The following is a 13243-nucleotide window of genomic DNA, read 5'->3' on the forward strand; positions in this document are numbered from 1 at the left end:
GACCACCCGAAGGCCCGAAAAGTCGGCTTCCGCCGGTTAGATTCAGGCGATGGCGACGGTACGTGAGGCGACCTACGACCTGCTCCGCGCGCTCGGGCTCACCACCGTCTTCGGCAACCCCGGTTCCACCGAGGAGCCGTTCCTCGCCGACTTCCCGGCCGACTTCCACTACGTGCACGCCCTCCAGGAGGCGTCCGCGGTCGCCATGGCCGACGGCTACGCGCAGGGCACCGGCCGACCCGCGCACGTCAACCTGCACACCGCGCCGGGCACCGGCAACGGCATGGGCAACCTGGTCACCGCCTGGCACAACCGGACCCCGCTGATCGTCAGCGCCGGCCAGCAGACCCGCGAGATGCTGCTCATCGAACCCCGGCTGGCCAGCCCCCGGGCGGTCGAGCTGGCCCAGCCGTACGTCAAGTGGGCCCACGAGCCGGCCCGCGCGCAGGACATCCCGGCGGCCTTCATGCGGGCGTACGCGTCGGCGGTGCAGCCACCCACCGGACCGGTCTTCCTCTCCCTGCCGATGGACGACTGGGGCCGGGCCGCCGACCCGCCGCCCCAGGTGCGTACCGTCGCCACCCGGATCGGGCCGGACCCGGACCGGCTGCGCGGCTTCGCCACCGCGCTGGCCGCCGCCCGCGCGCCGGTGCTGGTGCTCGGCGCGGCGGTGGACCGGGCCGGCGCCTGGCCGGCCGCCGTCGCGCTGGCCGAGCGGCTGGCCGCCCCGGTCTGGGCGGCCCCGGCCCCGGAGCGCGGTGTCTTCCCGGAACGCCACCCACAGTTCCGGGGCGTGCTGCCGTACGCGATCGGGCCGCTGTCGGACGCGCTGCGCGGGCACGATCTCGTGCTGGTGGTCGGCGCCCCGGTGTTCCGCTACTACCCGCACGTGCCGGGCGACTACCTGCCCGGCGACGCCCGGCTGCTGCACGTCACCGACGACCCGGACGAGGCGGGCCGGGCCCCGGTCGGCGAGAGCCTGCTCGGCGACCCCGGGCTGACCATGGACGCGCTGCGGGAGCTGCTGCCGCCGGCCGGCCGGCCGCCGCCGCCCCCGCGCGAGCCGCCGGCGCCACCGGACGAGGCCGACCCGCCCAGTGCGGACGCGCTCTTCGCCGCGCTGGCGGACGCCTGGCCGGCGGACGGCGTGCTGGTGCAGGAGTCACCGTCCAACCTGGCGGCGCTGCGCCGCCGGCTCTGGATCGACCGGCCGCGCTCCTACTTCACCATGGCCAGCGGCGGCCTGGGCTTCGGGCTGCCGGCGGCGGTGGGCCTGGCGCTCGCCGAGCGAGACACCGGACGCGGCCGACCGGTGGTCGTGGTGATCGGCGACGGCTCGTTCCACTACTCGGTGCAGGCGTTGTGGACCGCGGCGCGGCTGCGCCTGCCGCTCGCCGTCGTGGTCCCGGTGAATCACCAGTACGCGATCCTCAAGGCGTTCGCCGAGCTGAAGCACACGCCGGGCGTGCCGGGGCTGGACCTGCCCGGGTTGGACGTGGCCGCGGTGGCCCGCGGCTACGGCTGCGCCGCCGTGCCCGTGGTGTCGCCGGACGGGTTGGGCCCGGCGCTGGCCGAGGCGCTCGCCGCGGACCGGCCCACCGTGCTGCCGGCGCCGATCAGCACCGAGGTGCCCCGGCTGCTGTGACTCAGCCGGCCCGGACGACGAGCGGCGCCCCGGTGCCGACGTCCAGCACGGTCCGGGCGCCGAGCGGGGCGGCGAGCGTGACGCTCACCGGTTTCAAGGCGAGCTGCGCGGTGCAGATCCCGGTGGACCGGACCACCGACGCGCCGACGACCACCACATCCGGCCGTTCCAGCAGCAGCGGGGTGGGCGCGCCGTCGCAGGCCCCCACGCCGACCACGTAGTCGAGCCGGTCGCCCGCCACCGCCCGCAACTCCTGCGCGGCGACCAGACCGTCCGGCAACGGCCCGCCGTCCGCCGCGCCACCGGGCGCCTCACCGACCGCGCGCGGCGCGACCGCGAGCCGGGCCACCGGCGCGGTCAGCTCGTCCACGGTGAACAGCCAGGCCGGCACGTCGACCCGGCCCCGGCTGGTCCACACCGGCGCGCTGCCCAGCCGCGCCGCGGTCACGGTGAGCGGGACGCACGGCGTCGGCGCGGTCGTCGACACCGGGGCGTCCGGGCCGGGCTCGACGGTGGGACCGGCAGACCGCGGCCGTCCCGGCGCACCCGGACGGCCGTCGCAGGGCGGCGGGTCCCCCTGGTCCAGTTGGGCGTAGGCGTCGGCGGCGCTTACCAGCGGCACCCGCAGCACGCCGTCGGGGAAGCGGATTGTGCCGTCCGGCGGCACCGCGGCCGGCATGCGGATCTGATCCCGGTACCAGCCGGCGACGAAGGCCGCCTTCGTCTCGTCGGTGAAGCCCGCGTCGCCGGTGAGCACGGTGGCGTCCTGGAGCGGGACGTATCCGTCGCGCCACTGCGGTCCGGGCCGCCAGCGCCCGGCCACCTCCTCGGCCCGCTGGGTGAACACGGGCCGCTGGTCGGGGCCGGCGGGCGACGCCGAGCCGGATCCGGCGCCGGGCGCGGCGCAACCGGAGAGGACCAGCAGCGGCAGCCCGAGCAGGGCGAGAGATCGGCGCATACGGATCGGACGGCGCGCGGGCCCGATCGGTTCCCCGCGGTCCCGTCACGGCCGGGCCGGGAACGCCCGGCGGCCGTCACGCAACGCGATGCCCTGGCGGAACAACCCACTTCTCAGCGGCATACCTCAAGACCCATAAATATGACTCCCAGGTATACCGCTCGCAACCGGTGCATCCCGTCCGCCGCGACACGCCCGACGTCACGCCCGCCACCCGGCGAAGGCGCCTCAGTCCTCGCCGCCCAGGTCGGCCTGGTACGCCTCCCAGAGCAGGTCGGCACCGCGCCGCCGGTGCCGGTCGAGCGCACGCAGCAGGTTGCCGGTCTGCTCCCGAAGCTCCTCGGCGGAGACCGACGCGAGCCCCGCCGCGTGCTGGAGCGCGGCCAGCGCCCCGACGATCGCGGTGTGCTCACCCACCAGCAGGTGGACGCCCCGGTGCAGCCGGGGTGCGGTGCGCAGCACGGCGGCGTACCGGCCGGACGGGCCCTCGGTGACCCGGACGTGCTCGGTGAAGCCGCGCCGGACCGGCCCGAGCTGGACGATGAGCTGCTCCCGCCATCCCGGCCCGGGTGCGGCCAGGGCCCGGCGGAGCACGGTGGTCGGCTGCTGGATCGGATGGGTGACCATCGGACACCTCCCGCGCTGCGCGGAATCGCGTACCGGAATGGTGAGCCTGCCCGGGCGTCGTGTCCAGCCACCGGGGCCACCTCATCTGGCTCATCCGTCCCGGCGGCACCACCGGCCCCGCCGGCCCCACCGGCACCTGTCGCCGGCCGGCAGAAACGACTGTGCGCCCCGGTCCGGTGGACCGGGGCGCACAGGTCAAGGTGGTGGAGGTGCCGGGAATCGAACCCGGGTCCTTCGCCGGTTTGTCAGGGCTTCTCCGAGCGCAGCTCGCTGTGCCTCTACTCGGCCCCACCGCTCACGCGAGCAAGTTGGTGTGACGGGCCCAGTCGCTGATTGATCTCGCCGCACGGACCCCGCGACCGGGTCCGATTGGCCAGCCTCCTAGCTGATGCCGGCTAACTGGGTCGAAGGCACTCCCAGGCCGACAGACTTGCTACTCGCCTCAGGCGGCGAGAGCGAAGTCAGCGCGATTGTTCTTGGCGCTTATTGGTTTCCGACGACCGATTCTCGAGACGACGTCGGCTTCCTCGGCTCGCTTCCCCTGTCGCTGCGTACGAAGTCGAAACCAGTCACCCCCTCGACAGGCCACCGGTTGTGGTGGCACCGACAAGCGTAACGCCTGCCGCAACCGGATTCATCCCGAGGCCGGCCGGCGAGCCGACCACCGGACGAACCGGACATATCATTCGTTCATTCCCTTGCCGCGTCGGCCCGCCGCCCGCTGGATCTCCCGGTCGGCGTCCCGCTTGGCCAGGTCCTGCCGCTTGTCGTAGGACTTCTTACCCCGGGCCAGGCCGATCTCCACCTTCGCCCAGCCGTCGGAGAAGTAGACCTGCAACGGCACCAACGTCAGGCCGCTCTCCTTCAGCTTGCCCAGCAGCCGGTTGATCTCCAGCCGGTTGAGCAGCAGCTTGCGGGTCCGCCGGGGCTCGTGGTTGGTCCAGGTGCCCTGGGCGTACTCCGGGATGTGCATCCCGTGCAGGTAGAGCTCGCCGTCCCGCTCCTGGGCGAACGCGTCGACCAGCGAGGCCCGCCCCGCGCGCAGCGACTTGACCTCGGTGCCGGTCAACGCCATCCCCGCCTCGTAGGTGTCGAGGACCGCGTAGTCGTGGCGTGCCTTCTTGTTGGAGGCGACCACCTTGCGCCCCTTCTCCCGTGGCACCGGCGCCACCCCCCTTCTCGTCCGGCTCCCGGCCGGGGCCGCGAGCGAAGATCATGCTACCGGAACCACAAGAGCCCTCCCGCGCCGTTTATTCCGGGGCGGGAGGGCTCTGCGGAGAGCCGTACGGAAACTAGACCCGCAGGTAGAAGCGGAGCGTCACCCAGGCGGTGATCGCGCTGACCAGACCACCGACGGCGGCCATCAACGGGAAGGTCAGGAAGATCTCGGACCAGGAGATCGGGGTGATCAGCCCCTCCAGGGCCGCCATCGAGCTGCCGGCGGCGAGCGTCTTCACACCGATCAGCGCGACCAGGCCGAGGATCGAGCCGATCAGACCGGCCACCACCGCCTCCAGCACGAACGGCGCCTGGATGAACCAGTTGGAGGCGCCGACCAGCTTCATGACCGCGACCTCACGCCGCTTGCTGTACGCGGCCACCTGGATGGTGTTCGCCACCAGCAGCAGGGCGGCGGCGGCCATCACGATCGCCAGCGCCAGCGCGCCGTTCTGGATGCCGGTGAGCACGCCGAAGACCTTGTCCAGCAACTTGGACTGGTCGACGATCGTGTCGATGCCCTCGGCGGTCTTGTACTGGTCGTAGATCTGCTTGTACCGCTGCGGGTCGTTCAGCGTGATCCGGAACGACTCCGGCAACTGGTCAGCCTTGACCGCGTTGACCAGGTCGGGCGCGTCGGCGTACATCTGCTGGAAGCGCTTGTACGCCTGGTCCTTGTCGACGAACTCGACGTCCTTGACCAACGGGTCGGCCTTGAGCTTGGCGTCGAGCGCGTCGCGCTGGTCCTGCGGCGCGTCGGTCTTCAGGAAGATCGAGACCTGGACGTTCTCGTAGTAGAGATCCTTCATGTCGCCGACCTTCTGGTACAGAAGGCCGCTGCCGCCCAGCATGAACAGCGACACCGCCATGGTGATGATCATGGCGATCGTCATGGTGACGTTGCGCCACAGTCCGACCAGTACCTCGGACAGGACGTACTTCATCCGCATCGGGATATTCCTCCGGCTCTCCGGCGTGAGGTGTTCGTCGTCAAGGTCTACGCGCCGTCGTCAGGCTCAGCCGTAGACGCCGCGTGCCTGGTCGCGCACGATGCGGCCGCTCTCGATCTCGATGACCCGGCGGCGCATCTGGTTCACGATGTTGGAGTCGTGCGTGACCATCACGACGGTCGTGCCGGTGCGGTTGATCCGGTCCAGCAGACGCATGATCTCGATCGAGGTGTCCGGGTCCAGGTTTCCGGTCGGCTCGTCGGCCAGCAGGATCAGCGGCCGGTTCACGAACGCCCGGGCCACCGCGACACGCTGCTGCTCACCACCGGAGAGCTCGTGCGGGTAGCGGTGCTCCTTGCCACCGAGACCCACCAGCTCCAGCACCTCCGGCACGACCCGGCGGGCGACCGCCTTCGTCTTGCCGATCACCTCCAGCGCGAACGCCACGTTCTCGTACGCGGTGCGGTTCGGCAGCAGCCGGAAGTCCTGGAAGACGCAGCCGATGGAACGCCGGAAGTGGGGTCGCTTCCAGGAACGCATCGACGTGACGTCCTTGCCGTTGACCACGACGCGGCCCTTGTTGGGGGTCACCTCGTGCAGCAGCAACTTGATGATCGTGGACTTGCCGGAGCCGGATGGACCGATGAAGAAGACGAACTCGCCCTTCTCGATCGAGACGGACACGTTGTCGAGCGAAGGCCGGGACGCCTTCGGGTACGTCTTCGTCACTTGCTCAAGCTGAATCACGGGTCGAGAGTCTACGCGGTGTAACCGCAGAGCCAAGCCCCACGCCCCACAACTGCGGTGCGCGTCATCGATTCACCGGGTCAGCACGAGATCGATGACGCGCTCCGTCCAACCGCGATCACGCACCGTCAGCGGTAAGCTGCTGCTGCTTCCGCCAGCGGATTCCCGCCTCGATGAAGCTGTCCAGCTCGCCGTCGAAGACCGCGGACGGATTGCCCGTCTCCTGCTCGGTACGCAGATCCTTCACCATCTGATAAGGGTGCAGGACGTACGAGCGCATCTGGTCGCCCCACGAGCCGGCGGCGTCGGTCTTCAGGCCGGCCATCTTGGCCTGCTCCTCCTGCCGCTTGCGCTCCAGCAGCCGGGCCTGGAGCACCCGCAACGCGGAGGCCTTGTTCTGCAACTGGGACTTCTCGTTCTGGCAGGTGACCACGATGCCGGTCGGGATGTGGGTGATCCGGACCGCCGAGTCGGTGGTGTTGACGCTCTGCCCGCCCGGACCGGAGGAGCGGTAGACGTCGATCCGCATCTCGTTCTCGGGGATGTCGATGTGATCGGTCTGCTCCACCACCGGCAGCACCTCGACGCCGGCGAAGCTGGTCTGCCGGCGCCCCTGGTTGTCGAACGGGCTGATCCGCACCAGCCGGTGCGTGCCGGACTCCACACTGAGCGTGCCGAACGCGTAGGGCACCTTCACCGTGAAGGTGGCCGACTTCAGGCCCGCCTCCTCGGCGTAGGACGTCTCGTAGACCTCGGTCGGGTAGCCGTGCCGCTCCGCCCAGCGCAGGTACATCCGCAGCAACATCTCGGCGAAGTCCGCCGCGTCCACGCCGCCGGCGCCGGCCCGGATGGCCACCAGCGCCTCCCGGGAGTCGTACTCGCCGGAGAGCAGCGTGCGGACCTCCATCTCCTGGATGGCCTTGGTCAACCCGGTGATCTCCGACTCGACCTCGGTCAGCGCGCCCGGGTCGGACTCCGCCTGCGCCAGCTCCAGCAGCACCCCGGCGTCGTCGAGCCGGGAGCGCAGGTCGCCCAGCCGGCCGATCTCGCCGTTGACGTATGACAGCTGCGACGTCACCGCCTGGGCCTTGGCCTGGTCGTCCCACAGGTCGGGCGCGGACGCCTCCTGCTCCAGGCGGGCCTTCTGCTCGCGCAGCTTGTCGAGGTCGAGCACGGCCTCGATGTTGCGCAGCGTGGCGTCGAGTTCCTTGAGCTGTTCGGCGTAATCGGCAGCGGTCACGACAGACAACAGTACCGCCTGGGCCGGCGCGTTCGTCGCAGGTGGTCAGCCGACCGGCGCGGTCTTCAGCCAGGACAGCGCCGCCTTGTGGTAGGCGACCGCGAACTCCAGCGCGCTGGCGTCGTAGCTGTCGCCTTCCTTCTTCGCGTTCTTGACCTGCTCCCGCACCGCGGCCAGCGCCTCGGTGTGGTACTCGTTCGCCGAGGCGTACAGGTTCTTGAGCTGGCTCGACGAGTGCAGGCCGCCGAACGCCATCCGTAGCGCTATCGGGTTACGGATGGTGTCCTTGCCGGGATTCTCCGCCAACCAGCGGGAGAATGTCCGTTTCCCGGCCGCCGTCAGCGCGTACGGCTGGCTCATCCGCGGCCCGGGCCGGCCGAGCCGCACCAGACCCTTCTCGGCCAGGACCGGGAGTTCCCGGTAGACCTGACTGCGGGTCATCGACCAGTACGGCGCCAGCCGGCGCTCGGCGGCGGCCATCAACTGACCGCCAGTCATCGGGCCGTCGTGCAGCAGGCCCAGCAGGGCCGCCGCCGTCGGGTTGACTCCGGATTCCGCCATGCCCTCTAAGCTGCCACTTTGTCGGCTCTGGCGTCCAGGATTTGCCGTTTTCGCCACTCCTAGGCGGTCCGAAGTGCACTGTCGGGTGAGGAAGAGGCCCGCCTCGCGGTCGAGACGGGCCCCTCTCGGGCGGGTCAGCCCATGTGCGGGTAGGTGTGGTCGGTCGGCGGGACGAACGTCTCCTTGATCGTCCGGGGCGACGTCCAGCGGACCAGGTTGTGCCAGGAGCCGGCCTTGTCGTTGGTGCCGCTGGCCCGGGCGCCGCCGAACGGCTGCTGCCCGACCACCGCACCGGTCGGCTTGTCGTTGACGTAGAAGTTGCCGGCCGCGTACCGCATCGTCTCCGCCACCCGGTCGACCACCCGGCGGTCGTTCGCGAAGATCGACCCGGTCAGCGCGTACGGCGCGATCGACTCGGCCTGGGCGACCACCTCGTCGAAGCGGGCGTCGTCGAAGACGTGCACGCCGAGGATCGGGCCGAAGTATTCGGTGGTGAACGTCTCGTGCGCGGCGTCCGAGCACTCGAAGAGCGTCGGCCGGACGAAGTATCCGACCGAGTCGTCGGCGGTGCCGCCGGCCAGCACGCGGCAACTGTCGTCACCCTTGACCAGCTCCAGCGCGGCGGTGTGCCGGCCGAACGCCCGGTCGTCGATCACCGCGCCGCCGAAGTTGCTGAAGTCGGTCACGTCGCCGTAGGTCAACGCGTCCGCCGACGCGGCGAGCCGGTCGCGCAGGCCACCCTCCCAGATCGACCGCGGCACGTACGCCCGCGAGGCGGCCGAGCACTTCTGCCCCTGGTACTCGTAGGCGCCGCGCAGCAGCGCGGTGTGCAACGCGTCCACGTCGGCGCTCATGTGCGCCACCACGAAGTCCTTGCCGCCGGTCTCGCCGACCAGGCGCGGGTAGCCCCGGTAGCGGGCGATGTTGTCGCCGACGGTCCGCCAGAGCTGCTGGAAGACCTTGGTGGAGCCGGTGAAGTGGATACCCGCCAGGTCCGGGTCGGCGAGCACCACGTCGGAAACCTCCTCGCCGCGCCCGGTGACCATGTTGATCACGCCGGGCGGCAGGCCGGCCGCCTCGAACAGCCGCATGGTGAAGTGCGCGGCGAACTGCTGGGTCGGGCCCGGCTTCCAGACCACCGTGTTGCCGAGCATGGCCGGCGCGGACGGCAGGTTGCCGGCGATGGCGGTGAAGTTGAACGGGGTGACCGCGTAGACGAAGCCCTCCAGCGGCCGGTGGTCGAAGCGGTTCCACACGCCGGCCGAGGACATCGGCTGCTCGGCCAGGAGCCGGCGGGCGAAGTGCACGTTGAACCGGAGGAAGTCGATCAGCTCGCAGGCGGCGTCGATCTCGGCCTGCACCGCGGTCTTCGACTGGCCGAGCATGGTGGCCGCGTTGAGCGTGTCCCGCCAGGGGCCGGCGAGCAGGTCGGCGGCGCGCAGGAAGATCGCGGCGCGCTCCTCGAACGGCAGCGCCCGCCACATCGGCGCGGCCTCCTTGGCCGCCCGGACCGCCGCGCGCGCGTCGTCGTGGGTGGCGTGCCCGGTGACGCCGAGCACGTGCGCGTGCTTGTGCGGCTGGACCACGTCGATCGACTCGCCGCCGGCCATCCGCTGCTCGCCGTCGATGGTCATCGGCAGCTCGATCCGCTCGGCGGCCAACTCGGCCAACCGCCGCTGGAGCCGCTCCCGGTCGGCGCTGCCGGGCTCGTAGGTGTGGACCGGCTCGTTGCGCGGCTCGGGGACGGAGAAGACGGCGTCCATCACAGGCTCCTGTGCGATCTCGACGGCGATGGCGAAACCGGACCCGCGGGCGCCGGCCGGGCGGCCGGACGCCGGACACCGCGCGGCGGACCGGTCGCGGCGGCGGGACCTGCGCCGATTCTGTCACGCGACCCGGCCCGCCACCCGGGCTCCCCGGCGCGGGCCGCGAACACCGGACACAGCGCCGCACTCCGGACCTTCGGCCGATCATGGTTCGGGACCGACGAAACATCGGCGACAGGCGGGCAGCGACGACGAATCGTCGGCACCCCACCCGCCCGCGCCGCCGGGACCGGCCCGCCGGGCCGGACCGGCCGCGACGCGTACGCTGGTGGGTCGGTGACCTGGCGTGCGTCGAAAGGGAGACGATGAGCAACCAGCCCGGCAGCTCCACGGCCGCGGAGCCGGACCGGCCCGAGGCCGACGAGCCGCCCGCCACCGACCAGGCCGTCGACGAGGTCGCGCCGGCAGCCGGACGACCGGGGTACGCCCCCGGCGCGCTGCCGCTGGCCGTGCTGTCGCTCGCCTGGCTGGCGGCCATGCTCTGGTCCACCCGGGAGGCGATCACCTCGACCGCGGCCGGGGTCACCGCGATCAGCCTCTCCGCGTACGCGCTCCCCGGCGTGATCACCGCGGCGCTGGTCACCGGCGCGGCGGTCGCGCTGGCCGCCACCAACCGGCTCGGCCGCGTCTCCCTGCGCTTCCTGGCCACCGTCGGCACCGGGCTGCTGGTCGGGCTCGCCGCCGCGGTCGCGATCAACCTGACGTACGCCGACAACGCCACCACCAACACCATCGCCGGCACCACGGCCGCGGCCGCCATCATCGGCGGGGCGACGGCCGGCGCCCGCCAGGCGCGGGTGGTGGCCGCGATCGCCGCCGCCACGCTCGCCGCGCAACTCTTCGTGGTGCTGTTCAGCCGGGCCCGGGACCCGCTCTCCGACCTGTTCGGCGCCGGGGACACGCAACAGTCGGTGCTCGACGCCGCCAAGTGGGTGTCCCGCACCGAGTCGCTGCTCGCCGGCCTGATCGCCGGCCTGATCGCCTACCTCTACCTGGCCTGGTCGCGCCGCCGGGCCGAGCGCCGCGACGGGGCGGCGACGCCGCTGCGCTGGCCGGCGTACCTGGTGGCCGGCGCCGGGGCCGGGCTGCTCCTGCTGCTCACCGAGGTGATCATCCGGATCGGCGGGCGCGGGCTGCTCGACCTGGCCGCCGCGCTCAGCGAGGCCGACCAGGTGGCGCAGACGGCGTTGGGCACCTCGCGGGTGGACAACGGGATCTGGGTGCTCTTCGTGGGCGCGCTCACCACGCTCATCGCCTTCGGGCGCACGCTCGGCCCGCGCGTCGACGCCGACGACGACGAGCCGGCGGCCTGAGGCCGGTCGCCTCAGCCGACCTCGCGCAGCAGCAGGTCCAGCTCGGTCACGTCGTACCACTCCAGCTCGTGGTCCTCGACGCCGTCCACGGTGAACTGGGCGTCCGGGTCGCCGGCCTGCGCCTCCACCACCACGTCGACGGCGGCGCCCACCTCCTCGACCGCCTCCGCGCCGTCCACGTGGATCGCCGCGATCGACTTCACCGGCACCGGCCCGGCCGGCCGGATCACGCTGGAGCCCAGCTCGCCGTCGCCCCGGCCCACCGCACGGGCGGGCAGGTCGGCCGAGACCACCACCCGCCGTCGCGGGGCGGCCGGATCGGCCCGCAACAGGAGCAGCGCGTCCTGGGCGGCGCGGGTGAAGGCCACGTACTCCAGCTCCTCCTCGTCGCCCTCGGCGTACCACTCGCGCAGCTCCGGGGTGACCGCATGCGCCGCCTCGACGGTCAGGCCCTCCTCGCGCAGCCGGGCGAGCATCGGTACGGTCCCCGGCAGGTACACCCGGACAAGCTCGTCGGTCACCGGTCTCTCCCCGCACTCTCCGCCGCCGGCCGGCGGGTGCCGGCTCCGGGCGCCGATCATGCCGTACGCCGTGACCGTCATACACCCGGCATCCGCCCAGGAGAAGCTTCCCCGGCGGCGTGTCCACCGAAGCGGGCTGGGTGGTGTCGCCGGGTGATGGCAAACTGAGGCAAACGAAGTCAACCCCGGGAGTCACCGTGGAGTCGAGGTTCCTGCTGCTGTCCGACGTCGCCGCCGAGCTGAACGTCTCGGACTCGCAGGTCTACCACATGGTGCGCAGCGGCGAGCTGCCCGCGATCAAGATCGGTGGCCGGGGCCAGTGGCGGGTCGAGCGCGCCCGGCTGGAGGAATACATCGAGCGCAAGTACGCCGAGACTGCCGAGTGGGTGCGCGGCAACCCCCTGGGCGAGCGCGACGCGGAGTGAGCCCGCGCTGACCGTCGGCCATTGACGCACCCCACTCCGCTACCGGAAGATGAGGACTGGTCACAGGCAAACGAAGGCAAACGCAAGGATTCGAGGGCTGACATGGTCGACACCCGCCGTCCCCGGTCACCGCGTCCACCGGTCCGACTCCGGCCCGCCCCACCACTCGACCCACCCTGCACGGACGAGGACCCGATCTGGAGCCACGGTCAGCTCGCCCTCGACCTGATCGACCCGCGCCGCCGCGACCCCGGACGGCCACCGGGCCGGGCCGCCGACCACCCTCTCGGCCGGCCGCGCCCGCCGGCTTCCGGCCCGTCCGGCGACCGCATCGCGGACCTCGGCCCGACGAACGGCGACCCGGCGAGGCGTGGCCCGGCCGGCGGCGGCACGACGGTCGACGGCGGCGGCACGACGGTCGACGGCGGCGGGTTCCGAGGTGGCGGGGGCGAGCGCGGCGGCCTCGGCAGTAGTGCGACCGGACGTGTCGGCGCAACCGAGGGCGGTGGGCTCGGCAGCGGCAGGTTCGGCGGCGCCGCGCCGGACGGCGGCCTGGGCGGTCGGGTGCCCGTCGGGCCGCCGGTGTCCGCCCTCGCCACCGCCTCGCCCGAGGCTGCCCGGGCAGCCCACCGGTTCGTGCGCACGTTCCTGGAGATCGTCAACGGCTTCCGGCCGCCCGGGCAGCTCCGGCCGCTCTGCCTACCCGAGACAGCCGCCCAGGTGTCGGCCGAGCTGACCCGGGCGGCCCGCCGGGTGACCCCGGTCCGCCGCCGCGCCGCCCGGCCGGCCCTGCACCTGCGCCGCCTGCGGGTCTGTGAACCCCGGGCCGGCGCGGTCGAGGCCACCGCAGTGTTCACCGGCACCGGCGGCACGAGCTGGGCGATCGCCGTGCGCCTGGAACACCGCCGAGGCACCTGGCTCTGCCTGGTACTCAACGTCCTCTAGCCCCACCCCGGCCCCTGCCCCGCCGCACCCACACCCCGCCCTTGCCCTGGCCTCTCGCCCTAGCCCTCCCCGCGTCCGCGCCCGCACCCGCGCCCGCGCCCGCACCCGCGCCTGCGCCTGCGCCTGCGCCTGCGCCTGCGTCGATCTTGGACTTGTGGCGCCTCGAACGTCGGAAATGACCCTTCTGTCAACGACCACAACTCCATGATCGGCGGCAGGCGCGGCACCGGTCGCGCGCGGCACGAGGCACCGGCACACGCGGCACAC

At 72.4% G+C, this 13243-nt stretch carries 13 protein-coding genes and 1 other RNA gene; 4 read left to right on the forward strand and 10 right to left on the reverse strand.

Annotated elements, in window-relative coordinates; genetic code table 11:
- The first annotated feature begins 49 nt into the window (after positions 1 to 49).
- Complete coding sequence (gene mdlC / locus H1D33_RS19240; protein WP_181571823.1) at positions 50 to 1645, forward strand: benzoylformate decarboxylase; 1596 nt, start codon at positions 50 to 52, stop codon at positions 1643 to 1645.
- Position 1646: 1 nt separating this feature from the next.
- On the opposite strand, the gene H1D33_RS19245 is transcribed toward mdlC, so the two are convergent.
- From H1D33_RS19245 to pruA, 9 genes are all read right to left on the reverse strand, one after another.
- The gene (locus H1D33_RS19245; RefSeq protein WP_181571822.1) at positions 1647 to 2603 is read right to left on the reverse strand and encodes a hypothetical protein; all 957 of its coding nucleotides are present in this window, start codon (positions 2601 to 2603) and stop codon (positions 1647 to 1649) included.
- A 228-nt stretch (positions 2604 to 2831) separates the two neighbouring features.
- On the reverse strand, positions 2832 to 3230 hold the full coding sequence (locus tag H1D33_RS19250; RefSeq protein WP_181571821.1) for a hypothetical protein: 399 nt from the start codon (positions 3228 to 3230) through the stop codon (positions 2832 to 2834).
- Positions 3231 to 3431: 201 nt separating this feature from the next.
- Positions 3432 to 3807: a transfer-messenger RNA gene (ssrA, locus tag H1D33_RS19255) on the reverse strand.
- Positions 3808 to 3912: 105 nt separating this feature from the next.
- Positions 3913 to 4392 carry an SsrA-binding protein SmpB gene (smpB, locus tag H1D33_RS19260; RefSeq protein ID WP_181571820.1) on the reverse strand — a complete coding sequence of 160 codons (480 nt, stop codon included), beginning with the start codon at positions 4390 to 4392 and terminating at the stop codon, positions 3913 to 3915.
- A 130-nt stretch (positions 4393 to 4522) separates the two neighbouring features.
- Positions 4523 to 5398, reverse strand: a complete 876-nt coding sequence (gene ftsX / locus H1D33_RS19265; RefSeq protein ID WP_181571819.1) for a permease-like cell division protein FtsX — start codon at positions 5396 to 5398, stop codon at positions 4523 to 4525.
- A 66-nt stretch (positions 5399 to 5464) separates the two neighbouring features.
- The gene (gene ftsE / locus H1D33_RS19270; RefSeq protein WP_013284225.1) at positions 5465 to 6145 is read right to left on the reverse strand and encodes a cell division ATP-binding protein FtsE; all 681 of its coding nucleotides are present in this window, start codon (positions 6143 to 6145) and stop codon (positions 5465 to 5467) included.
- A gap of 118 nt (positions 6146 to 6263) precedes the next feature.
- Positions 6264 to 7385, reverse strand: a complete 1122-nt coding sequence (prfB, locus tag H1D33_RS19275; protein ID WP_091060274.1) for a peptide chain release factor 2 — start codon at positions 7383 to 7385, stop codon at positions 6264 to 6266.
- Positions 7386 to 7430: 45 nt separating this feature from the next.
- Positions 7431 to 7946: a PadR family transcriptional regulator gene (locus tag H1D33_RS19280; protein WP_181571818.1), complete on the reverse strand. Its 516-nt coding sequence runs from the start codon at positions 7944 to 7946 to the stop codon at positions 7431 to 7433.
- A gap of 134 nt (positions 7947 to 8080) precedes the next feature.
- A complete protein-coding gene (pruA, locus tag H1D33_RS19285) occupies positions 8081 to 9709 on the reverse strand; it encodes an L-glutamate gamma-semialdehyde dehydrogenase (protein WP_181571817.1) in 1629 nt (542 codons plus the stop codon).
- 368 nt (positions 9710 to 10077) lie between these two features.
- Here pruA and H1D33_RS19290 point away from each other — a divergent pair, with 368 nt between their 5' ends.
- Positions 10078 to 11085, forward strand: coding sequence for a hypothetical protein (locus H1D33_RS19290; RefSeq protein ID WP_181571816.1), 1008 nt, complete (start codon positions 10078 to 10080; stop codon positions 11083 to 11085).
- Between the two features lie 11 nt (positions 11086 to 11096).
- On the opposite strand, the gene H1D33_RS19295 is transcribed toward H1D33_RS19290, so the two are convergent.
- Complete coding sequence (locus H1D33_RS19295; protein WP_181571815.1) at positions 11097 to 11606, reverse strand: DUF6912 family protein; 510 nt, start codon at positions 11604 to 11606, stop codon at positions 11097 to 11099.
- Positions 11607 to 11803: 197 nt separating this feature from the next.
- On the opposite strand from H1D33_RS19295, the gene H1D33_RS19300 reads away from it, so the two are divergent.
- Complete coding sequence (locus tag H1D33_RS19300) at positions 11804 to 12031, forward strand: helix-turn-helix domain-containing protein (protein WP_099162455.1); 228 nt, start codon at positions 11804 to 11806, stop codon at positions 12029 to 12031.
- A 102-nt stretch (positions 12032 to 12133) separates the two neighbouring features.
- On the forward strand, positions 12134 to 12976 hold the full coding sequence (locus H1D33_RS30335) for an Rv3235 family protein (protein WP_414685425.1): 843 nt from the start codon (positions 12134 to 12136) through the stop codon (positions 12974 to 12976).
- Positions 12977 to 13243: the final 267 nt, after the last annotated feature.

Source organism: Micromonospora ferruginea, assembly GCF_013694245.2.
Taxonomy (GTDB): Bacteria; Actinomycetota; Actinomycetes; order Mycobacteriales; family Micromonosporaceae; genus Micromonospora; species Micromonospora robiginosa.

What these genes read in the sequence shown, in the direction of transcription:
- H1D33_RS19280 (WP_181571818.1), bottom strand. Translation starts at nt 7,946, where the DNA reads ATGGCGGAATCCGGAGTCAACCCGACGGCGGCGGCCCTGCTGGGCCTG.
- H1D33_RS19290 (WP_181571816.1), top strand. Translation starts at nt 10,078, where the DNA reads ATGAGCAACCAGCCCGGCAGCTCCACGGCCGCGGAGCCGGACCGGCCC.
- H1D33_RS30335 (WP_414685425.1), top strand. Translation starts at nt 12,134, where the DNA reads ATGGTCGACACCCGCCGTCCCCGGTCACCGCGTCCACCGGTCCGACTC.
- pruA (WP_181571817.1), bottom strand. Translation starts at nt 9,709, where the DNA reads ATGGACGCCGTCTTCTCCGTCCCCGAGCCGCGCAACGAGCCGGTCCAC.
- ftsX (WP_181571819.1), bottom strand. Translation starts at nt 5,398, where the DNA reads ATGCGGATGAAGTACGTCCTGTCCGAGGTACTGGTCGGACTGTGGCGC.
- H1D33_RS19250 (WP_181571821.1), bottom strand. Translation starts at nt 3,230, where the DNA reads ATGGTCACCCATCCGATCCAGCAGCCGACCACCGTGCTCCGCCGGGCC.
- mdlC (WP_181571823.1), top strand. Translation starts at nt 50, where the DNA reads ATGGCGACGGTACGTGAGGCGACCTACGACCTGCTCCGCGCGCTCGGG.
- H1D33_RS19245 (WP_181571822.1), bottom strand. Translation starts at nt 2,603, where the DNA reads ATGCGCCGATCTCTCGCCCTGCTCGGGCTGCCGCTGCTGGTCCTCTCC.